Genomic DNA, 21683 nt, shown 5'->3' with positions numbered 1-21683 from the left:
TTTGCCTTACATCCTGCTTGTTTTTGCAAAATATCCGTCATTTTCTTTGTTTTCAGATACACCATAAGGAAAGGATGGCTGTTGATGAGACATTTGATTGATCCCCTTGACTTTACAAAGGAAGAAACCCAAAAGCTGCTGGACCTTGCGGACCGCATCCATGATGACCCCGAAGCATACCAGGATGTAGCTGACCACAAGCGCCTGGCCACACTGTTCTATGAGCCTTCCACCCGCACCCGCCTTTCGTTTGAATCGGCGATGCTGCGTTTGGGCGGCAAGGTGTTGGGTTTCCCGGATGCCGGTGTTTCCAGTGCTTCCAAGGGTGAAACCGTTGCGGATACCATCCGCATTATCAGCTGCTATGCGGATATTGCCGCCATGCGCCACCCCAAAGAGGGGGCCCCGCTGCGCGCTTCCCTTTACAGCAAGATCCCGGTGATCAATGCCGGTGACGGCGGCCACAGCCACCCCACCCAGACCCTGTTGGACATGATGACCATCCGCCGCCGCAAGGGCCGTTTGGACAACCTGACCATTGGTTTCTGCGGCGACCTGAAGTTTGGCCGCACGGTACATTCCCTCATCAAGAGCCTGGCCCGCTATGACAACGTAAAGTTTGTCCTGATCAGCCCCGAAGAACTGCGCGTGCCGGATTACATTATCAATGAAGTACTGGAGCCCCGCGGCATCCCCTACATTGAGACCCGCAACCTGGAAGGTGCTCTGCCGGACCTCGATATTTTGTACATGACCCGTGTGCAGCGCGAGCGCTTTTTCAATGAGGAAGATTACATCCGCCTGCGTGACAGCTACATCCTGACCGCTGAAAAGCTGAACCTTGCCCCGGCGGACATGGCGGTGCTGCATCCCCTGCCGCGTGTGAACGAAATTACGCTGGATGTGGACGATGACCCGCGCGCCGCCTACTTTGAGCAGGCACAGAACGGCGTGTATGTGCGCATGGCTTTGATTATGACGCTGCTGGGGCTGAAAGACCCCAAAACCGGGGAGGTTGCTTTTGAATGCTGAATATTGATGAAATCATGAACGGCGTGGTCATTGACCACATTACCGCCGGGACCGGGCTTTCGCTGTATCACCTGCTGGAGCTGGAAAAGCTGAGCGAAGCCAGCGTGGCCCTGCTGCAGAACGTGCGCAGCCAGAAAAGCGGCAAAAAGGATATTATTAAAATCGAGGGCGATATTTCCGGCTTGAATTTTGATGTGCTGGGTTATGTGGACCCGCAGATCAGCCTGACCTTTATTGAGAACGGTCATGTGACCCGCAAGGTGCGCCCGGACCAGCCCAAGCGCCTGGTGAACGTGATCAAGTGCACCAACCCTCGCTGCATTACCTCCCTGGAGACCGGCTGCGACCACATCTTTGCCCTGACCCCCAGCGGACGCTACCGCTGCGTTTACTGTGAGCAGGAGTTCAAGGTACGCCCGTAAGGCAGTGCCGCATTTTCCTGTTCTGTTCCCATAATAAGTTCAGACCCGGCATGATGGAACGGATTTTGCTGTTCCCCTGCCGGGTCTGTTTTTTCTTGCTGTTTTGCGCGTGTTTCCTTGCCGCAATTTCCTGCTTGTGGTACGATGTGCACAAAGAACCATTGTTAATGGGAGGTAATTTTATGAATTGGGGAATTTTAGCTACCGGCACCATTGCCAACAAATTTGCCACAACAATCAATGCGATGGCTGCCGAGGGCGAGCGGCTTGCCGCAGTCGGCTCCCGCCGGGCCGAAAGTGCCAAAGCCTTTGCGGCGCAGTACAACATCCCGCACTGGTACGCCAGCTATGAAGAGCTTGCCGCCGATCCCGCCGTAGATGCCATCTACATTGCTACGCCCAACGCCCTGCATTACGAAAACTGCAAGCTCTGCCTGGAGCACGGCAAGCATGTTCTGTGCGAAAAGCCGTTCACCATCAATGCAGAGCAGGCCAAAGAGCTGTATGCCCTGGCGGAAAAAAAGCAGCTTTTTATCATGGAAGCATTCTGGATTCGCTTTTTGCCGCTGTATACCAAATTGCAGCAGATGCTGGCGGATGGGGTGATCGGTACGCTGCAAACCATCACCTGCCAATACGGTTTTACCACTGAAGGCGCCCGCCGCGAGCGCAAATTCAACTCTGCTTTGGGCGGTGGCGCTTTGCTGGATATTGGCATTTATAACCTTGGCTTTTTGCAGATGGTCACCGGCCAGCAGCCCCAGAACGTGCAGACAGAAGAGCTGCGCCTGACAGAATACGGCACCGATGAATACAGCAAACTGCGGCTTGCCTACCCCAGCGGCTGCACGGCGGAATCGGTGCAAACCATCGGCCAGCGCCTTACCCGCATGGCCTGCATTGTGGGCACCAAGGGCCGCATTACCCTGCCGGACTTCCAGTACGCCGAACATATGACGCTGGAACTGGACGGCCAGCCACCGCAGGAACTGGATTTTCCCTTTGATGTGAACGGTTTTGAATACCAGATTCGGGAAGTAAGCCGTTGTGCTGCCACTGGCAGGCACCACAGCAGCATTTATACCCCGCAGCAAAGCATTGCCCTGACCCAACTGATGTATGATATCCGCATGGCCTGGGGCATGAAATTTGAGGGCGAGGAATAAGCAGCTTTTGGTAAAGCCTTGTCCCCTTTTTATATTTTCCACACAGACAAAAACAGCCCCAGGCGGCACCTTTTATGGGTACTGCCCGGGGCTGTTGCTTTTCAGAACCGGGCATACAAAAAGCCCGTATTGGAATAAAAGCTTGCCATCAGCAAAAAGGCAAAAATGGCAAATTCGTACACAGCCCAGCGCACCGGGCGCGGCGCGGCGTTGACCCAGGCGCGCAGGTGCAGGCCGCATTCATGCAGCACATCCACCAGCACCAGCAACGCAATGCCCAACAACAGCAAGAGCAGTTCCAGCTTGCTGGTCAGGCCTAGCAGCCAGTACTGGGCAAACACCTCGTGCCCGGGGTTATGCAGGATACCGGCAAAGTATGCCGCCGCATTGCCCAAACTGCTGGTGCGGAAGATGGTAAAGGTTGTAACAAAGATGGCAAATGTCAGCGGCACGCCCACGATGCGCAGCGGCAGAGATTTGCGCTTGCGCAGCGGAGCGGGCATGTGGTCCTCCGCTACCTGGCACAGGCCGTGCAGCCCACCCCAGACAAGGAAGGTCCAGTTGGCGCCGTGCCACAGCCCGCTGACCAAAAAGGTCAGCAGCAGGTTGGCATCCCGCCGGGCAATGCCCTTGCGGTTGCCGCCCAGTGGGATATACACATAATCCCGGAACCACTGCGAAAGGCTGATATGCCACCGGGCCCACAGCTCCTTGACGCTGGCAGAAAAAAACGGCTGGCGGAAGTTTTCCGGCAGGTGCAGGCCCAGGATCTCGCCCATGCCCAGCACAATATCCGTGTAGCCGGAAAAATCGGCATACAGCTGGAACGAATACATAACCGTGGCAAAAATCAGCTGACTGCGGTCAAAGGACGCCGGGTCCGCAAAGGCGGCGCTGACCACAATGGCCGCACGGTCCGCAATGGCAAACTTTTTGAAATACCCCCACGCACTGCGCTGCAAACCGCTGACCAAACGCTGGGTTTCAAACGTTTTGGGGGCGGCTTCCAGCTGGGGCATCAGGGTATTATAGCGGTTGAACGGCCCCTGGGTGAGCGAGAGGAAAAAGCCCGCATAGCACCACAGCCGTGCATAGCTGGGCGTGGGTGCCGTGCGTCCATGCCACACATCCAGCAGGTAGCCCGCCAGCTGCAAGCTGTAATACGCAAGGCCAAAGGGCTTATACAAATCCCGCAGGCCCGGCACCAGCATGCCGCTGTATTTGAGCACCAGCAGCGGCAGCAGGGCTGCGGCCAGCCCCAGTGCCAGCCACCCGCGGCGGCTGGGCTGCTCTGGCTGCGCATGCTGCGCGGCCTGCCACACTACTGCCGTGGCAAGGGCTACCGCAAAAAACGCGCCGATATCAATGGAAAGGCAGAACACTGCGTTGGCTGCCAAAACCAGCTTCCAGCGGGAAGGCTGGGGCACGCGGTACCACAGGCAGGCAAACAGCGCCATAAACGGCAAAAAGCCAAGGGATGTAACAGAAAACATCAGTTGCCCTCCCCCTGCTGCACGGTGCTGTCCGGTGATGTGGCCAGCTTTTCGGCAACCGTATCATAGAACAGGCCGCTTACATCCTCGCCCGCAGCACTGCGGGCGGCCACCGTGGCGAACGCCTTGCTGAACGTTTCTGCCCCCTGCCCGTTCAGGTGGTGCATATCTGAAAAATCGTCAAAGCCAATGGGCAGCAGGTCGGTATCCTTAAAGAGCGAAAAATCCCAATACTGGGTGCCGTTGGCCGCGGCAAAGCTGCGCATGGCATCCACATAGGCCTGGTAGTTCTGGGTATCCTGCACATAGGCGCTGGGCAGCGGGGCGGTGACCAGCACCAGGCGGATGTTCTGCTTTTTGCAGAACTCGGCAATGCGGGTCAGGTTCGCCCGGCCAAACGGTGAGATTGGCGCGCTGGCATCCACGTGCATCAGGGTGCCGAACCCCCAGATGCTGGTACCCTCGGTATAGACAAAACCGCGGTCCCGGTAGGCTTCGCCCTCGTCCGGGTAGGTGACCCAGCCATAGTTCCCCGCGTTATAGCCGCCGGTCAGCTTGCCGCGCCAAAGGGCCGGCAGCTCACCGGGGTCAGCAATAGCATGGCGCGCCGGGAACACCAGATCCGCAAACGCCGCGGCACCGCCCATCTCCCACAGATACTGGTAACGGTAGGGCGAGGACGCGCGCATGTAATCGGTGATCAGGTAGCAGGCCAGCGGAACATTGCTGGATTTTTGCTGATTATAGCCGGTATAGAAGGTTTCCAGATAGACGGTTTTCAGCGGGCTGTTGGCGGCGGCTTCCCGAATAAGCCAATAGGAGCCATCCGGCTGCTGCTGGCTGGTGCCAAGGTTAAAGCTGTGGCTGCCCAGAATGGGGTCAATGGTATCCGGGTCAAAGCTGCGGTAGCTGTGGGAGGAACCCACAAACACAGTATCCACCGCATCCGCTTGGGCGTAATACTCCCCCAGCGTCACACGGGAATAGGCGTGCAGGTCATCCACCAGCAAAAAGTTCAGCAGCAGGCAGAGCGCCGCCGTGATGGCCGCAAACAACACAAACAGGCCCGCCTTGTGCAGCGGGCCGGGAATGCGGCTGGTTTTTGGGGTTGTATGGGGCATGTAGCTTCCTTTACGTTTGCCATCTGCCGCGCGGTATGCGCCGCGGCTCAGGTTTCAATTTTTATATGGGGGCAGCGGGGATTGTAAGCGGCAAGGTCCAGGCGCCAGGTGGTGTTGCCATCGGCATCCTCGGCCGTTTTTTCAAAGCCGTACCCAGCATAAAATTCCCGCACCATAGCGTTTTTGGCGGTGGGGTAATAATAGCCCTCCAGCGCAGTATACCCTGCAGCGGCAGCTTTGGCGGCAAGGGTGTCCATCATGGCGTCTTCCATGCCGCGCTTGAGCACACGGCAGCTCATCAGCCACAGGCGCAGGCAGAGCGTTTGGCCCTGGGCCTGCCCTGCCACAACGGTAACAACGCCGTTATCCGCAAATTTATCCACCAGCTTGCCGTACAGGGTGATCCAGTCCGGCTTTTCTGCCATGGAACGGATGTCATCCTCAGTGCAGCGCAGAGTGGTCAGGTTGAACTGGTTGCTCTTGTTGGTCAGCTGAGCAATGCGCTGCATATACACCGCCTCAAAGGGGCGGATGGTCGCCGTCATTTCCAGGCTGTCCAGATACTGGCCGTAATCGGCAAAAGCTGCCTGGGCCTGGGCGGCCTGGGCGCGGGCATGGTACTGCGCGGTCTTTTTCAGGTCGTCGCCGGAAAGGATCGTCGTTTCAAAGTACCCGCCGTGATCCAGCATCTTGATGTAGTTTTCGGCACCATCCAGCACCGGGGTGGCCACGCCGGGCAGCTGGGCGGCCACAATGGCACGCTCCGCCGGGTTGTCATCAGCAAACACAAAGCTGTCGGCGCCAAGGCTGAGCTCTGCGGCGATGGCTTTCAGGTTCTGATCTTTAGGATCCCAGTTGGCCTTGATGCAGACAAAATCATCCGGGTGCAGCACGCTGTCCGGGTGGTTCAGGCCGGCCAGGGCGTTGGCTTCGTCATTTTTGGAATCCACCGCCAGCACCACGCCGATGGTCTGCAGGGCTTTGCAGTAGCTCTGGAACTCGGCGTACACCTGGCCTTCCGGCACTTCGGGGCCAATGGCAATGCCGTCCACACCGTCATCGCCCACAATGCCGCCCCAGAGAGTGTTATCCAGATCCAGCACCAGGGCTTTTTTGTTGCGGCCATACAGGGATTTGATGATGTTTGCCACGCTGTTTGCCAAAGACGGGATTGCATCCAGGCACATGGCGTACTTATACATGTGCCAGAAGAACGCATCCCCCCAAGCAGTCAGGCCGTAATCTGCGCTGAGATAGTCAATATCATTGATATAAAAATCCTCATGCGCGGCGGCATAGGCGTAAAAGCGCTGGTTCAGGCGGCTGAGATAGTTGGAGCGGCCATGCGGGTCCCAGATATCGCGGTTGCCCATCAGGCGGTAGTTGGGGCGGTCAAAGTTATTCTGGATGACGGGGCAGTGGAATTTGGCTTCCAGCGCCTGCCACATCTGCTCAAAGCGGCTGTACTCGGCATTCAGCATAGCGTCAATTTCCGCCTGTGGGGTGGCCGTTGTGGGGAAATTGATGATGTTGCGCCAGTTGGTGTGGATATAAATGACATCGGGGTGGAACCCATCCAGCTCCGGCGTGCCGAACATGGCGTCCTGCCAATATTGGCCATACTCGCTCTGGTAGAACTCCGCCTGAATGCCGTATTGCAACAAAAACAGGCCCAGCTGGTCTGCCACCTCATTGGTGGTGGAGCCACCCAGGATGGCGATGCGCTTTTGCAGCGGGTGCGGGTTTTGGGCCAGCAGTTCCTTGCGCAGGCGGCGCTTTTTGCGCAGCAGCGTTTCGGTATCCAGCGGGTAGTTAAAACAATCCATATCGGCGCTTCCTTACAAATAATATTCAGGGGCTTACAGCTTCTGCAGGGCTTCTTCCAGCGTAATGGCGATCTGGTCCGGGCAGCTGGTGGGCTTGGAGCCGCACAGGGTGCCTTTCATGCGCTCAATGGCGTCCTCAGCTTTCATGCCTTTCAGCAGCTGGCAGATGCCTTTCAGGTTGCCGTTGCAGCCCCCCAGCACCTCAACAGATTCAATGGTATGGTCAGGGTTCAGTTCTACTTTGGTCATCACCGAGCAGGTGCCCTTATTGCGGCGTTCGTAAGTCATAATCGTTTGCTCCTTTTTATTTTCTTGCTCCGTTTTGTTTTTTGCTGTTGGTTGCTTTAGGCAACACCGCACAATTCCCGCCTGACGGCTTAAGCACCGCTTCGGCGGCTGCGGCACGGCATTTGCATTGCCAAAATGCTCGATAAGACATCCAGTATTATCTGCGCTTTTGGCTTAGCATCTACCGCACCTCGCTCGCCGTATCGGCACTTAGAATTGTGCGGTATTGCCTTTACTTTTTGCGCGCTTCGGCCAGCGCACGGATGCGGGCGATCTGTTCGTCCGCGGTGGTGCAGGTGCCAACCGGGTGCGGGGTGTTGGTGTTCATGCCGTGGTAGTCAGTGCCGCCGGTCACGATCAGTCCGTACTCCGCGGCCAGCTGTTCCAGCTCGGCTTTATCCTCCTCCGTGTTGCGGGGGTGGTCGATCTCCACGCCGTCCAGCCGCCCGGCTGCAATCAGCTCCCGCGCCAAAGGCATGCTGTGGTAAACGCTGGGGTGGGCCAGTACCGCCACGCCGCGGCATTCATGGATAAGGTTCAGGATGGTATCCACGGTTTCATACACCGGCGTGTGCAGGATCTTGCCGCGCACCGGGCGCAGACCGAACAGGCTGCGGTACACCGTGTTGTACATTCCATCCGAAAGCCCATACTGCCACAATACACGCATGACATGGGCCTTGTACAGCGTGCCGCTGTCCTTGGCAAATTCCAACGCTTCCTCGGTCTTGAACTGGGGGCAGATTTCCTCCAGCTCCTTGCAGGACTGGTACACGGCATCATAGCGGCGTTTGTCCATGACTGCAGTATGGCGGGCCAGAGCTTCGCAATCGTCCGGGTAATAGCACAGGATGTGCACGCGGTGTTCCCGCCCATAATCATAGGCCGTCAGCTCCACCGCCGGGATCAGCTTCACACCGTTTTGCTCCGGGTGGGCGTAAGCATAACGCACAGAGCGGTTGGTATCATGGTCGCTGATGGCAAGCCAATCCAATCCCGCGCAGGCCGCCAGCCAAGGCAGCTTTTCGATGGGGGTAGAACCGTCCGAACAGGACGAATGGGTATGCAGATCACCGGGCATAGGCTGAGCTTCTCCTTTCCTGCTGAAGCTTTATTATATACCTTTTTTATATTTTTGAAAAGAGGGATATGACATTGCCAAGTCAGCACAAGTCCATCTTCCCCGCCCCGCCGCTCACTTTTGCCGCAGGCTGGCGGCGTAAGCGCGGGCGCGGGCTGCAAACTGGCGTGCAGCCGGGGAAAGCGCCCCCCGCGCCAGGCAGGCCAGCCCAATGCTGCGCGTTGCAGCGGGTTCCAGCCGCAGCACCTGGCAGCCGTGGGGGTCGGTTCCGGTTTTGAACATCAGCTCCGGCATAATGGCAAAGCCGCGGCCACAGGCCACCATAGCGATCATGGATTGGTCATCCACGATATAGCAGCGGCTGTCCACCCGCAGGTCGTTGGTTTTGAAGTAGCTCTGGATATCGGCATCCACGTCCGCCAGCTGGCTGACGAACGGCTGGCCGCGCAGTTCCTCGGCGCTGACACAGCCGGGCCGGGCCGGGCGGTAGGACGCGGGTGCGATGCAGACCAGCTTGTCATCATATAGCGGTTCAAAATCCAAATCCAGCGCGCTGGAATTGGAAAGGAAGCCGATTTCCGCCGTGCCGTTTTTGACCCAGGCGCAGATATCCGCATAGCTGCCCTGATAGATCTGCACATCAATACCGGGGAAATCCAGCTGAAACTGCGGCACCAGCTGCGGCAGCCAGGTCACGCAGGCAGAGTTGAACACCCCCAGGCGCAGCACGCCTTTGTGCATGCCGTTGATCTGGGCAATGGACTGATCCAGGGATTCGCTGGAAGCCAGCAGCCGCTGGATGGCGGGCAGCAGGTTTTCGGCGGCGGCGGTCATGGTAACGCCACTTTTGGTGCGGGTAAACAGTGGGAAACCGCATTCCGCCTCCATGGTAGAAACCGCATGACTGATGGCGGAGGGGGTCAGGTGCAGCTGCTCCGCGGTACGGGCAAAGCTGCCCTCGTGCGCAATGGTGGAAAAAATCTGGCAGGCTAACAGGGTCATGATGAACCGGATGCTCCTTTTATAATTGGGAAGTAAACTTTACCTTCTTTGTTTTCTGATGCGTCTTGATGAATCTCGTTCATCTTTCATGTGAACTTTTTGAGCTTTACTTCACACAAATACTGTACTATTATAATAGCATAAAGTCAAGGCCCGCACAGCCTTGATGGATTTTCTCTGTATAGAAAACATTCCTTCCTCTATTTTCCTCTCCTACCCGCCGGTCCGCACAACCGGCGGGTTTTTGTTTTGCCGTTTTTCCGTGGGCCGGGCTGCGCCGCGTTGTAAAAGCGCCGCAAACGTGTTATTATTGTTACTGGTATCATCTGCCGCGTTTTGTGCCGGAATTATATGGAACGTATCTTTATATAGTACAGTGAAAAGAAAGAGGAAGTATTTTGCCAAAATCAACACTCTCCAATCCCCGCGGTGTACGGGGGGCGGCATCGCTGTGCGCGGTGGCCGCGCTGGCTTATCTGTTTGTACAGGATCTATTGACTATTTTTGTTTCCGCCCTGATGGGTATGCGGGTGCAGGGTGCCAGCCTGAGCGACCCGGTCGGATTCAGCGTGGCCGCGCAGGGGCTGCTGGGCATTGTGGTGGCAGTGGGTTCTATTGTGCTGCCGCTGTGGTGGCTGCTGCGCGCCACCCGGCTGCAAACGCAGGATCTGCGCATTCTGCTGCCCGCCCCCTGGAGCCCGGCGTTCTGCCTGGTGGTGTTTTTGGGGCTGGCCAACGCGGGCAACCTGTTCGGCGGGCTGCTGGCCCGTGGGCTGGGCGTTACCACCAGCAGCACCGCGCTGCCCGCCGGTGGCCTGGATCTGTTCATTCGTTATTTCAGTCTGTGTGTAGTGCCCGCTGTGCTGGAGGAAATTTATTTCCGCGGGGCGCTGCAGGGCATTATGCGCCCCAGCGGCAGCAGCGTGGCGATTTTTGCCCCTGCCCTGCTGTTTGCGTTGCTGCACCTGGATCTGGCACAAAGCATTACCGCGCTGGTGTGCGGCATCTTTTTGGGCTGGCTGGTTGAGCGCAGCGGCAGTATTCTTCCCGGCATGCTGCTGCATTTCATCAACAATACCTTGGCGTTTCTCAGCCTATATCTGCGCCAATATGCGCCGGAGCAGCTTGCCGTGGTGTATGAGTTGATTTTGCTAGTGGCCCTGCCGCTGGCGGCGCTCTTTCTGGTATGGCGGGTCAAAGCGCAGGGGTTCAGCTTTTCCGCCGGGCTGCGCGGCGGCATGGAGCCGCTGGCCGTTTTTACCAGCCTGCCGTATACCGTATGTGTTCTGTTTTTGATGGGCCTTACGGTGTACCTGTACCGTGTGGGGTAACGCAATGACCGATGAACAACTGATGCAGGCCGCGCTGGAAGAAGCCCGCGCCGCTGCCGCTTTGGGTGAAGTGCCCGTTGGCGCGGTGGTTGCCAAGGATGGCGAGATCATTGCCCGTGCCCACAATCTGCGAGAGAGCGGCAAAAATGCCATCTACCACGCCGAACTGCTTGCCATCGACGCAGCCTGCAAAGCCCTTGGCGGGTGGCGGCTGTGGCAATGTGAGCTGTTTGTTACGCTGGAGCCCTGCCCCATGTGCAGTGGGGCCATCATCAACAGCCGGTTAAAGCGGGTGGTCTATGGTGCCCGCGACCCCAAGGCCGGGTGCTGCGGCTCTTTGACGGATCTGTTTGCTTTACCATTTAACCACCACCCTGTTATGGAGCAGGGCCTGTTGGAAGAGGAAGCCCAGGCACTTTTACAAGAGTTTTTTGCCGGACTGCGAGCCAAACGGCTGAAGCTGAAAGCCGAAAAGCGCGCCCAGCAGGCAGCCCCGCTGCAAAATGAGGAGAACCCCCATGAATGACCATGTATTGATTACTGGCGGCAGCCGCGGCATTGGTGCCGCCACCGTTTTGGAGTTTGCCCGCGCCGGGTACGATGTTGCCTTTACCTGGAACAGCCGCGAAGATGCTGCCCTGGATGTTGTGCAGCAGGCACAGGCGCTGAACCCCGGCGGGCGCTTTGTGGCTCTGCACGCCGATGTGAGCGATTCCGCCCAGGTGAATGCCGCGGTACAGGAAGCACTGCAGCAGTTCGGCAGCCTGCAGACGCTGATATGCTGTGCGGGGATTGCCCAGCAAAAACTCTTCACTGACCTGACCGATGAGGACTGGCACCGCATGATGGGGGTAGATTTGGACGGCGTGTTTTATGCATGCCGCGCCGTGCTGCCTGGCATGATCCGCCAAAAATACGGCCGCATTCTGCTGGTAAGCAGCATGTGGGGCCAGACCGGCGGCAGCTGCGAAGTACACTATTCCGCCGCAAAGGCCGGTGTGATCGGCCTAACCAAGGCGCTCGCCAAAGAGGAAGGTCCTTCCGGCATTACGGTGAACTGCGTGGCTCCCGGTGTGATTGAAACCGACATGATGGCCAGCTTTACCGCAGAGGACAAAGCTGCCCTGGCGGAAGAGACCCCCGTGGAGCGCCTTGGCACCCCGGAAGAAGTTGCCCGCACGCTGGTATTTTTGGCCGGGCGCGGGGCCGGGTTCATCACCGGGCAGGTGCTCGGCGTAAACGGCGGCATTGTGATTTAACGCGTCCCTGCTTATTCAGCGCCGCCGCATGAATGCTCCGGCAGCAATTTCATAAGATTCACTTCCCTCTCCTTTCCAGCATAACATGCTGTAGGATACACCTGCACGGCAGGCAATCCTGGGAGGGGGATTTTTGTATGGCTTTGTTTCAGGTGGGGATCGATGTTTCCCGGTATCAGGGCAGCATCAACTGGAGTGCCGTTGCCGCGGCGGGCAAACAGTTTGCCATTGTACGCATTGGGTCCAGCAACAACAACGGCGCGTATGTGGATCCCTATTTTCTGCAAAACGTGAACGGCGCCCATGCCGCCGGGCTGCGGGTTGGGGCTTATTATTACACCTATGCCCGCACCGAAAGCGCTGTTGCCGGGGAGCTGACCACCTTTTTGAACGCGCTGGAGGGCTTACAGCTGGAATACCCGGTGTTTGTAGATGTGGAGGCCCGCAGCCTGACCAGCCTGGGCAAACCGCAGCTGACGAACCTGGTCAAATACGCCATGGATATTTTGAACCAGCGCAAATGGTACGCGGGCTGGTACAGCTACACCAACTACATCAACTCGTATATGAATGCTTCCGCGCTGGCAAACTATCCGCTTTGGGTGGCGGATTACCGCTCCAGCCTGGGGTACACCGGGCAGTACGGCATGTGGCAGTATTCCGGTTCCGGCACCGTCAGCGGCATTACCGGCGCGGTGGATCTGGATTACAGCTATCAGGACTATCTGCCCACGATACGCGCCGGGAATTTTAACGGGTATGGCAGCGATGGGCCAGACATGACAACCGTGAGCGGATATAAGCTCACGGTTTTTGGTTCCAACACAGAATATTTTTATACCGCCAATCTGAACGATGTGGTGGGCTACCTGCCGTTGGGCAGCTACCCGGTTACCCAGATCACCAAGGAAAAATACAACGGGTACGATTGGGTCGTGTTTGAATATAACGGTGGCCAGTATTGGACCGCCCTGATTGGGGACCGCAACCGCCTAGAGCGCGATGACACCACAGACGATTGTTCCCGCCAGTTGGCCGAAGCCAACGCCAAAATTGCCGCCGCAAAGGCAGCGCTGGAATAAGCGATGCGGTAATGACAAAAGCCTGCGGAACCTGCAATCCCTGTACCCGTACATCAATTTTGCCGCCGAAAGCATCACCGCATGGCTGGACGGTCTTGCCTGAGTGCTCCCCTTTTCCGTATAACTTAAACGCAAAGCCGCCCACACAATTTTGCTGTGCGGGCGGCTTTGTATTATGTCTTGCTTTTTTGCAGGGTTGCGTTTATAATAATAGGGCAGTTGTACTCCTGCATCGCGCACAGCTGCCTGATTCAAATTGTCTCAGTAGCTCAGTTGGATAGAGCACACGCCTCCTAAGCGGCAGATGGTTCGATTCCTTTGAGCCTTGAAAATTGCATAAAACTTATAAATGTCTCAGTAGCTCAGCTGGATAGAGCACACGCCTCCTAAGCGTGGGGTCGGAGGTTCAAATCCTCTCTGGGACGCCAGAAAGCACCGCTGCAAGCCTTTTTTCGGGGTTTGCAGCGTTTTTTTGTTCCTCCTTCTCCCGGTAATTTCACTTCCGTTACCGGGAGATTTTTATGCGCCGCATGATGTATATTTGCTAATTGGACTCGAACGCTTTTCAGAAATTTGCTAAGAAAATTCTGCGTTTTGCTAATTCGATTTTTCGGATCACTTTGCCGGGGCTTGCGCCGCTATCAGGGCTGCGAGCGCACTTGCAAGCTCCGGCGACTTCTGAAGCTGCTCCACAAGACTTTCAAGGTTCAGGGTCGCAGGTTCCGATTTTGCCGGTTCCTCCGGCGGACGGACATTGCGAAGATCAGGCTTGGCATAGAAGGCTGTCTCAAATTTCTGAGCATTGACCTTTCTATCCTCGTCCAGAATGTGAGCATAGATACTGGTTATCATGTCGATCTCGGCATGACCCGTATCGCCCTGAGTGGCTTTCAGATCGCCGTGGTTCAGTTTCAGTTTGTAGGTGGTACTGGAATGACGGAGAGAATGAAAGACCACCTTCGGCAGCCCTGCGTCCTCACGGAGCTTTGCAAACTCTTTGAGGATGATCCGATCCTCGCAGGGCCGTCCATTGGGAAGTGCCACCACCAGATCGAAGTCCTGATACTCGTCGCCCAGGAAACCTTTCAGCTCGTCCTGGGATTTCTTCCACTCCCGCAGAATGTAGGCCAGCGTTTTCGGCAGCCACACCTTACGGATGCTGGAATCGGTTTTCGGCTTTTTCAGAATAATTCTTGTGCTGGTGTTCGGCATAAGCGGAGTGAAGATGTAATAGATATCCTTCTCACCCAGCGTTTCAATCGCCCGTTTGGAAGCCCTCGTCAGCTCCTTGTCGATGTAGACATAGGCATTATCCGCCGCAATATCTTCATCGGAAATATGGACGTTCTCCCAGGTCAGCCCCAGGATTTCACCCATGCGCAGAGAGCAGGCAAAGGAAAGGTTCATTGCTACATAGAGCTTGCTGTCCGTGCATTTGTCCAGGGCAAGACGGATCATATCCGCTGTCCAGATATCCCGTTTCGCATACTCCGTTTTCGGGAGGATCACATTGTCAAAGGGATTTCTTGCAATGATTTCCCATCGTACCGCCTGCTTAAACGCACACCGCAGGAGCTTGATGATCTTTTCAATGGTCTTGTCGCTGACATAGGTGGTAACAGCCTTTCGGGTCTTGGTAGACACCGACTTGGTTTTCTGCAAGGTCTGGATATAACCGTCAACCGCACGGGGAGTAACCGCCTGTACCTCCATATCACCGATGATCGGATTGATATAGTTGGCAATCAGCGCCGTTTGGCTGTCATACATAGACACGCCCCATTTCTTTTCTCCGTAAAGAGATACGAAGTCATAAAGGAACTCGGTGATCGTCTGATTGCTTGGCGGGAGAAAAGTTCCCGTGTGCTGCTGATTTTCGATTTCCGCCTTGCGCTTTAAGGCCTCTTTGTGGGTATGCCAGGTTTCCCACTTCTGTTTGGTTTCTCCGTTTTCGTCCACATAGTTGTAAACAACGGAATTGCTTTATTCTTCAGCACGACATCGGAAAAAGTAACGCCGGACATTACATGGTCTACCGCATAAGTGTTCTGAACCACATCGGGATTTTCTTTTATAAACTGCTCTGAAACAGTCGCAACGCTCACAGAGTCATTGCTTGCTTCCCACCAGCCGGAAAGCACCATATCGTAATGATAAGTTTTCCCCCGCAGTTCAAATTCTAACGGAACCTCTGCGCCGATCTCAGGTTCTACACCCAGCGCCTTCAGCGCCAAATCCGTAGTAGCGATCTCATTCGCTTTCTCCGGTGCAGCTCCGTGGGTAGGCACACAGAAGGTCAGTTCCTGCTGCACACTATCTTCATAATTGATTTCAATGGAATGGCTGGAAGTGTTGCTTGCATAGCCAATGATACGCCGGTGTCCTGCCTGGTCCACAAAATCGCTGTTTACAAGCTGCTCGTACTGTTTCTCCGTCATATACCCCAAAGTGCCATCCGCCTTGCTGCCTTTCTGCATTTGCAGAGAGAGTTGGATGGAGGACGCCATATTGAACGCCAGGGAAGTGATAGAGGTAAACAGGAAAGCAGTCAGGATAATTGCCAGCAGTGCAGCCAGATTGCGTACCTTATTCTTCTTGAAATAGCGTTTGGATAGCTTGGTAATTACTTTGGAATTATTGTTGCCAAATAGAATGTCATTCATAGTCCCGCCCCCCTTTACTGCACGATCTTACCATCCTCGATCCGAATAATGCGGTCGGCAAGCTGGGCGATCTCACTGTTATGGGTAATCATTACGAGGGTCTGGTGGAATTTCTGGCTGGTAGTTTTCAGAAGCCCCAGCACATCGGCGCTGGTCTTGCTGTCCAGGTTGCCGGTGGGTTCATCAGCCAAGACAATAGCGGGCTTTGACACCAAGGGCGCGGGCAATGGCTACGCGCTGCTGCTGGCCGCCGGAGAGGTTATTGGGCATATTGTTCAGCTTATCCTCAAGCCCCAGCATCTGCACTACTTCGTTCATAAACTTCTTGTCTACCTTGTTTCCGTCCAGCTCCACAGGCAACACAATATTTTCAAAGACATTCAGCACCGGTACCAGATTGTAGTTCTGGAAGATAAAGCCGATCTTTCTTCTGCGGAAAACGGTCAGTTCCTCGTCTTTGAGTTTGGACAGCTCCTTGCCATCCACGACCACCTGGCCGGAGGTGGGCACATCCAATCCGCCGATCATGTTCAGCAGCGTGGATTTACCACTGCCGGAGGTTCCTACGATAGCTACAAATTCTCCTTTTTCAATAGAGAGGGTCACACCATCCAAGGCTCTGGTAATGTTCGGCTCTGCGCCATAATATTTTTTCAGTTCAGTCGTTTGCAAAATGCTCATAGAGAACACCATCCTTTCTTTTTGATAAACCCATTGTAACGACCAAACCTCACAGAAATGTCACGAGCCACAAAAAATTTCCGCTAAATTCAGCCCCAAATGTCACGAATCTGTGACATTTCAATTTTCGGGGTGTGCTTACTCTACTTTCGGAGCAGGAAAACAGAAAAGGTTGAGCCTTTCCCAACCTCAGACGCTACCCGGATATAACCGCCCTGCAAGGTCACAATCTCACGGGCCAGATACAGACCGATTCCAATACCGTCCACATCATGCACCACATCTTCCCGATAAAACCGCTTGAAAATCGTCCCCTGGTGCTGCTCTGAAATGCCGATGCCGGTATCGGCAATGTCGATCTTCACATACATTTCCCAGCCTTCCACCGACACACGGATCTGCCCGCCTGCCGGGGTGTATTTCACAGCATTATCCAGAATGTTGAACAGGGCTTCGCTTGTCCATTTTCTATCATGGCGTGCATCCAAATGCTCCGGGCATTCCACCTGCACATCTATCTTTTTCTTTTCGGCATTGAGCAAAATCCCGCCTAGGGCAGCGGCAAGGGTATCGTAAATCGGCTGCTGTCTCTGCTCCAGCGAAATGACTCCCGTTTCCAGTCGGGAGGTTTTAATCATGGCTTGCATGAGGAAGTCCAGCTTATCAAGCTGGCTGGCCTGGGCTGTCAGAAATTCCTTTTGCTTCTGCGGAGGAACCTCATTTTCAAGCAGCGTGTTGTTGATCATTTTCAAGTTGGCAATCGGGGTCTTGACCTGATGAGAGATGTCAGAGATCAGCTCTTGCAGGTCAGTCCGTTCCTTTGCGATGCTGTTTTTATTTTCCTGCATGACTTCATATAGCCGCCCCAGCCGATAGTTGATTTTGTAGAACAGGCTTTCTTCGCAGGTCGTCTGCTTCGGCTGCATATTTTCGGAGAGCATATCATCCATCTGACCACAAAAGGCATCGGAGAACTGAACCAGCTTCCAGCGGATCAGCGCCACAAAGAAGATGACGCAGAGCAGCACAAAGAGGCTGAACAGGAACACACACCGGACAGCGATTATATTCCGGGTCAGTAGATAAACAGTGGTGCAGACTGCGCCCACTGCCAGCAGCAAAAGCGTTCCCAAAAGAACGCAGGCTTTATTGATGGAGAGTTTTCGCATATTCATTTGAGCGCCCCTCCGATCCACATATAGCCCATGCCGTACACCGTCTTGATGTACTGGCGTCCATCCGTTTCAATTTTATTCCGCACCCGGCTGATAGCCGCGGTCAGGGCGTGTTCATCCACAAAGTTCCCATCGGCATCCCACAGCTTTTCAAGCAGCACCTGCCTTGTCAAAACATTCTGCGGATTTTTGGTCAGGATTTTCAACAGCCGGTATTCCAGCGGAGTGAACACCAGCGCCTTACCGGACAGGGAAGCCGTCATCTCCGAGAAATTGATGGACAGCGCACCGTCCTCATAGCTATCACCGCCGCCAGACTGTTTCGCCAGCCGCCCCAGCACTACGGACAGCTTTTTTTGAAAGACGCTCATAGGAAATGGCTTGGTCACATAGTCCTCTGCGCCCAGCTCATAGCCTTTGAGCATATCGCTCTCCATATCATTTGCGGTCAGGAAGATTACCGCCGTATCCGGCCGGCGTTCTTTTACCTCACGGCAGAAATCAAAGCCGTTCCCATCCGGCAGGTTTACATCCAGCACGATCAGATCATAGTCCTGCTTGGTCAGAAAATCACTGGCTGCTGATTTTGTCAGGGCAGAGTCCACAACATAGCCCGCAGTATTCAAGTTATAGCATAAAGTATTATTCAAAAGCCGATCATCCTCGACTACTAAAATTCGCATGGTATCACACTCCTTCAATTTCAGTGTAGCACCCAAATGTCACAGAAACCTCACTGAGATTTGTTTTCTTTTCTCCGCCTGTCTACTGGCTTCTCTGCATTTTTAGGAATAAGCCAAATCGTCGCCATTTTTACAGCACCGGGGATGCGCCCAGATGTACACAAATAATTTATCTGGCGCGGCGTAACATTCCATTTTTGGCTTGCCTCTTTTAATGTTATATAGTCCATTTTGCACCTCCTAAAATATTATATTTCGTCTGCTCGAAGAATACAAGGTTAAAGATATGAATTATAAAATGTAGTCAGAATGGATATCACATCATTCCACGCGCAAACTATGAAATATAGAATGTATGTGGGTGATGTTGAATGGCAAAAGTGAAAGACTGCCCTGGCTTTGAAACCTTCGGTGCAGATGTAAAAGAAGCACGGAAGGCGAAGAACCTTGCACGAAAAGATTTAGCCGAAAAGGTGAATATTGATACCAGGTATCTTGCCAACATTGAAAACGAGGGCACGATCCCCAGCCTGCCGGTCATCATACAGCTTGTAAAAATCTGCGGCCTGCCGATGGAGAGATATTTCAATCCAGAGGTCATGCGAGAGGAAAGCGAGCTGCGCCAGCGGGTCGGACAGAAGTTAAAGCTCTGCCCGGAACAGTATTTGCCTATCGTGGAGGGTGCCATTGACGGGGCCTTAAAAATTGAAAAGCCGAATGAAGAAACGGAGGGTGTCTGAACATCCTCTGTTTTTCTTATTTTGCGGGCATTTTGAGGTTTCCGAAACGCTTTATAAGTAGGGATAAGATACGGTAGCAAGCACAGCAAGCGAGTACCCGCTTGCGAATTTTGAGATTTTCAGGTCCCTTACCCGGAAATTCAAAATTGCTTGTTGGGATAGTCCCAAACCCTTATGAAGAACGGAGGCGGCGAATGGCAAACCGAAAGCGGAATATTCAAATGAAATTCTATGTCACGGAGGATGAAAAACGGCTCATAGACGAAAAAATGAGCCAGTTACCGACACGCAGATATGGCGCCTACCTCCGAAAGATGGCGATTGACGGGTATATCATCTACACCGACACCACGGAGATCAAAGCGTTTACCTCGGAACTGTCCGCCATCGGCAGGAACATCAACCAGATAGCCAAGCGGATCAACGCCGGAGGTCCTGCGTATCAGGCCGATATGGACGAGATACGGGAAAGGCTGGACGAGATATGGCAGTTACAAAGACACATCCTATCAAATCAACGCTGAAAGCAGCCATTGACTATATCTGCAACCCGGAAAAGACGGACGGAAAGCTGCTTGTTTCTTCCTATGGCTGTGCCGCCGAAACTGCGGATATCGAATTTTCCTGGACCCGCTGCCATGCCATCGACAAGGGAACGAACCTGGGCCGTCACCTGATCCAAGCCTTTCAGCCTGGGGAGGTTACGCCGGAACAAGCCCATGAGATCGGCATGGAGCTTGCAAAAGAAATCCTGGGCGGCAAGTATGAATTTGTACTTACCACCCATATAGACAAAGATCATGTTCATAACCACCTGATTTTCAATGCGGTCAGCTTTGCGGATCATAAACACTATCATTCCAACAAGCGAAGCTATCACGATATCCGCCGCACCTCCGACCGGCTTTGCAAGGAACATGGTCTGTCTGTCATTATTCCTGGACAGGACAAGGGCAAGAGCTATATTGAACATCAGGCTACGCAGAACGGCACCAGCTATAAGGCAAAGCTGAAAGCGGCCATCGACCGGCTCCTGCCAGCCTGTTCCAACCTGGAAGAACTGCTTCGCCGCCTGCAGAGAGAAGGTTATGAGATCAAGCGCGGCAAGTATATCTCTGCCAGAGCACCGGATCAGGAACGGTTCACCCGTCTGAAAACGCTGGGGGTTGACTACACCGAAGAAGCCCTTGCCGCCCGGATCGCCGGACGATCCAGACCTTCCCACCAGCCAAAACAGCGGAACGGAAAGATCAGTCTACTCATTGATATCCAGAACAACATCAAGGCACAGCAGAGTGCAGGCTTCACCCATTGGGCGAAGCTGAACAATCTGAAACAGGCCGCCAAGACCATGAATTTCCTGACGGAACACGGGATAAGCAGTTATGGAGAACTGGAAAGCAAATTGAACGCAGTATCCGCACGCAGGGATACCTCTCATGCAGAAATCAAGCGGATAGAAAGTAGAAGTGCCGAACTTGCCCTTGTGATGAAGCACGCTGAAACTTACCGTCAGCTAAAGCCGCTTTATGACCGATACCGTAAATCGAATGATAAAGAAAAGCTCCTGCGGGGGCATGAGAGCGAGATCATCCTTTTTGAAGCGGCCGCCAGAGAATTGAAACGGCTGGGGGCTGTACCGCTGCCGACAACAGAAAGCATGAAAACGGAGCTTGCCACTCTCAGCGCAGAAAAGGAACGCCTTCTTGCGGAGTACAAAACCGCAAGAACCGAAGCCCAGGAATACGATACTGTTAAACAGAATGTAGATGCACTACTGACCGTTCCAAAGGAACAGGAACAACAGCGGCGACATGAACTTGAATAATTTTCTCTGAAAGACGCTGGGCGCAGCTCCCGGCATCCTGTATAATGGAGCTGCGAAAGAAGGTTTTACCGATGACAAGAAGCGAAGCAATCAAAGCATTTTTCTTCAAAAGCGTATTGCCCGTGACCGTGGCACTGATCCTGTATTGTATCTTCAAATCTGCCTGCGTGAAGAACGGAGAGGTTGACTATGTATGGCTCTGGATACTCTGCGGGCTGCCGTTTGGCCTCCATCGGATGTGCCTCTGGATCGTGCCGGGCGGCGGCTCCCTGGGTGGAGGGATCGCCTTGTTTGCATTGAACTTTATTATCGGCGGTGTAATCGGCGGTTTCGTTCTGGCCTGGCGGCTTATTGTGGCGGTGTGGTATGTGCCGCTGACGGTGTACCGGCTGATCGTTGGATGATTTTCTTGCGTCATGGAAATATGGAAAACTGCCGCTCGTGCCGATGGAAAAGCCATTCACAACCTGATGGAAAAAGACAAGCCTTTTCCCACAAGTCTGCAAACAGCTTTCCCACAGCCTCACAATTCTGGCAGTTTACACACATTCCCACAACGCCTACTGCGGCGGCTATCCATCCTTTCCTATCCAATCCTAATGAGAAAATACTATGGAAATTCCTTTTCAACGGAGGTACAATTTGTACCCCTGTTCAAACAACAGAACCGTGTTAAAGTAATTTGATGATAGCAAAAAGAAAAAGCGGGAGTACAGCCAATCGGATGAACCGAAAAGCTGTACTCCCGTTTTGCGTGACAGAAAGTGTCTGAAATCAAGCCTTTTTCTTCATGTGCCAGCAAGCAGACCG

The 21683-nt window shown here is 54.3% G+C and carries 22 protein-coding genes, 2 tRNA genes and 1 pseudogene; 13 read left to right on the top strand and 12 right to left on the bottom strand.

Going from position 1 to position 21683, the window contains the following annotated elements:
• The first annotated feature begins 84 nt into the window (after window positions 1-84).
• From pyrB to C4885_RS05425, 3 genes are all read left to right on the top strand, one after another.
• Entirely contained in the window at window positions 85-1032 is a 948-nt protein-coding gene (gene pyrB, locus C4885_RS05435) for an aspartate carbamoyltransferase (protein WP_113999355.1), read from the top strand.
• Window positions 1026-1454, top strand: a complete 429-nt coding sequence (locus C4885_RS05430; protein WP_113999354.1) for an aspartate carbamoyltransferase regulatory subunit — start codon at window positions 1026-1028, stop codon at window positions 1452-1454. The genes pyrB and C4885_RS05430 overlap by 7 nt, the downstream gene beginning before the upstream one ends.
• A gap of 182 nt (window positions 1455-1636) precedes the next feature.
• Complete coding sequence (locus C4885_RS05425) at window positions 1637-2620, top strand: Gfo/Idh/MocA family protein (RefSeq protein WP_113999353.1); 984 nt, start codon at window positions 1637-1639, stop codon at window positions 2618-2620.
• A 101-nt stretch (window positions 2621-2721) separates the two neighbouring features.
• On the opposite strand, the gene C4885_RS05420 is transcribed toward C4885_RS05425, so the two are convergent.
• From C4885_RS05420 to C4885_RS05395, 6 genes are all read right to left on the bottom strand, one after another.
• Window positions 2722-4113, bottom strand: a complete 1392-nt coding sequence (locus C4885_RS05420) for an MBOAT family protein (RefSeq protein WP_113999352.1) — start codon at window positions 4111-4113, stop codon at window positions 2722-2724.
• Window positions 4113-5234, bottom strand: a complete 1122-nt coding sequence (locus C4885_RS05415; protein ID WP_113999351.1) for a hypothetical protein — start codon at window positions 5232-5234, stop codon at window positions 4113-4115. The genes C4885_RS05420 and C4885_RS05415 overlap by 1 nt, the downstream gene beginning before the upstream one ends.
• A 47-nt stretch (window positions 5235-5281) precedes the next feature.
• Window positions 5282-7060, bottom strand: a complete 1779-nt coding sequence (locus C4885_RS05410; protein ID WP_113999350.1) for an HAD family hydrolase — start codon at window positions 7058-7060, stop codon at window positions 5282-5284.
• A gap of 33 nt (window positions 7061-7093) precedes the next feature.
• Window positions 7094-7348, bottom strand: coding sequence for a TIGR03905 family TSCPD domain-containing protein (locus tag C4885_RS05405; protein WP_113999349.1), 255 nt, complete (start codon window positions 7346-7348; stop codon window positions 7094-7096).
• A 232-nt stretch (window positions 7349-7580) separates the two neighbouring features.
• Window positions 7581-8429 (bottom strand): PHP domain-containing protein, encoded by an 849-nt coding sequence (locus C4885_RS05400; RefSeq protein ID WP_113999348.1) that lies wholly within the window; start codon window positions 8427-8429, stop codon window positions 7581-7583.
• Window positions 8430-8543: 114 nt separating this feature from the next.
• Entirely contained in the window at window positions 8544-9431 is an 888-nt protein-coding gene (locus C4885_RS05395; RefSeq protein ID WP_113999347.1) for a LysR family transcriptional regulator, read from the bottom strand.
• A gap of 398 nt (window positions 9432-9829) precedes the next feature.
• Between C4885_RS05395 and C4885_RS05390 the strand changes: the two genes are divergently transcribed.
• The 6 genes from C4885_RS05390 (at window position 9830) to C4885_RS05365 (ending at window position 13531) form a co-directional block, all read left to right on the top strand.
• The gene (locus C4885_RS05390) at window positions 9830-10762 is read left to right on the top strand and encodes a CPBP family intramembrane glutamic endopeptidase (protein WP_147237765.1); all 933 of its coding nucleotides are present in this window, start codon (window positions 9830-9832) and stop codon (window positions 10760-10762) included.
• 4 nt (window positions 10763-10766) lie between these two features.
• A complete protein-coding gene (locus C4885_RS05385) occupies window positions 10767-11288 on the top strand; it encodes a nucleoside deaminase (protein ID WP_113999345.1) in 522 nt (173 codons plus the stop codon).
• A complete protein-coding gene (gene ymfI, locus C4885_RS05380) occupies window positions 11281-12021 on the top strand; it encodes an elongation factor P 5-aminopentanone reductase (RefSeq protein ID WP_113999344.1) in 741 nt (246 codons plus the stop codon). Before C4885_RS05385 ends, ymfI begins: the two co-directional genes overlap by 8 nt.
• 137 nt (window positions 12022-12158) lie before the next feature.
• A complete protein-coding gene (locus tag C4885_RS05375; RefSeq protein ID WP_113999343.1) occupies window positions 12159-13103 on the top strand; it encodes a glycoside hydrolase family 25 protein in 945 nt (314 codons plus the stop codon).
• 258 nt (window positions 13104-13361) lie between these two features.
• Window positions 13362-13429, top strand: a tRNA-Arg gene (locus tag C4885_RS05370).
• Between the two features lie 25 nt (window positions 13430-13454).
• A tRNA-Arg gene (locus C4885_RS05365) sits at window positions 13455-13531 on the top strand.
• Window positions 13532-13718: 187 nt separating this feature from the next.
• Here C4885_RS05365 and xerC read toward each other — a convergent pair.
• The 6 genes and pseudogenes from xerC to C4885_RS05335 form a co-directional block, all read right to left on the bottom strand.
• Window positions 13719-14873 (bottom strand): tyrosine recombinase XerC, encoded by a 1155-nt coding sequence (gene xerC / locus C4885_RS05360; protein WP_371681625.1) that lies wholly within the window; start codon window positions 14871-14873, stop codon window positions 13719-13721.
• Window positions 14874-14998: 125 nt separating this feature from the next.
• On the bottom strand, window positions 14999-15766 hold the full coding sequence (locus C4885_RS05355) for a hypothetical protein (protein WP_242979494.1): 768 nt from the start codon (window positions 15764-15766) through the stop codon (window positions 14999-15001).
• A gap of 14 nt (window positions 15767-15780) precedes the next feature.
• Window positions 15781-16447: pseudogene (locus tag C4885_RS05350) on the bottom strand (ABC transporter ATP-binding protein).
• Between the two features lie 143 nt (window positions 16448-16590).
• Complete coding sequence (locus C4885_RS05345) at window positions 16591-17622, bottom strand: sensor histidine kinase KdpD (RefSeq protein ID WP_113999341.1); 1032 nt, start codon at window positions 17620-17622, stop codon at window positions 16591-16593.
• On the bottom strand, window positions 17619-18305 hold the full coding sequence (locus C4885_RS05340) for a response regulator transcription factor (RefSeq protein WP_113999340.1): 687 nt from the start codon (window positions 18303-18305) through the stop codon (window positions 17619-17621). The genes C4885_RS05345 and C4885_RS05340 overlap by 4 nt, the downstream gene beginning before the upstream one ends.
• Before the next feature lie 50 nt (window positions 18306-18355).
• Window positions 18356-18535: a hypothetical protein gene (locus C4885_RS05335; protein ID WP_005335797.1), complete on the bottom strand. Its 180-nt coding sequence runs from the start codon at window positions 18533-18535 to the stop codon at window positions 18356-18358.
• A 141-nt stretch (window positions 18536-18676) separates the two neighbouring features.
• On the opposite strand from C4885_RS05335, the gene C4885_RS05330 reads away from it, so the two are divergent.
• The 4 genes from C4885_RS05330 (at window position 18677) to C4885_RS05315 (ending at window position 21277) form a co-directional block, all read left to right on the top strand.
• Window positions 18677-19045 (top strand): helix-turn-helix transcriptional regulator, encoded by a 369-nt coding sequence (locus C4885_RS05330; RefSeq protein WP_021738115.1) that lies wholly within the window; start codon window positions 18677-18679, stop codon window positions 19043-19045.
• Window positions 19046-19239: 194 nt separating this feature from the next.
• On the top strand, window positions 19240-19569 hold the full coding sequence (locus C4885_RS05325; RefSeq protein WP_113999339.1) for a MobC family plasmid mobilization relaxosome protein: 330 nt from the start codon (window positions 19240-19242) through the stop codon (window positions 19567-19569).
• Window positions 19530-20873, top strand: a complete 1344-nt coding sequence (locus tag C4885_RS05320; protein ID WP_113999338.1) for a relaxase/mobilization nuclease domain-containing protein — start codon at window positions 19530-19532, stop codon at window positions 20871-20873. Before C4885_RS05325 ends, C4885_RS05320 begins: the two co-directional genes overlap by 40 nt.
• A gap of 71 nt (window positions 20874-20944) precedes the next feature.
• On the top strand, window positions 20945-21277 hold the full coding sequence (locus tag C4885_RS05315) for a DUF6050 family protein (protein WP_113999337.1): 333 nt from the start codon (window positions 20945-20947) through the stop codon (window positions 21275-21277).
• Window positions 21278-21683 lie beyond the last annotated feature (406 nt).

Source organism: Subdoligranulum sp. APC924/74 (genome assembly GCF_003324125.1).
Taxonomy (GTDB): domain Bacteria; phylum Bacillota; class Clostridia; order Oscillospirales; family Ruminococcaceae; genus Gemmiger; species Gemmiger qucibialis.
This window is presented reverse-complemented; position numbering and strand designations above follow the sequence as displayed.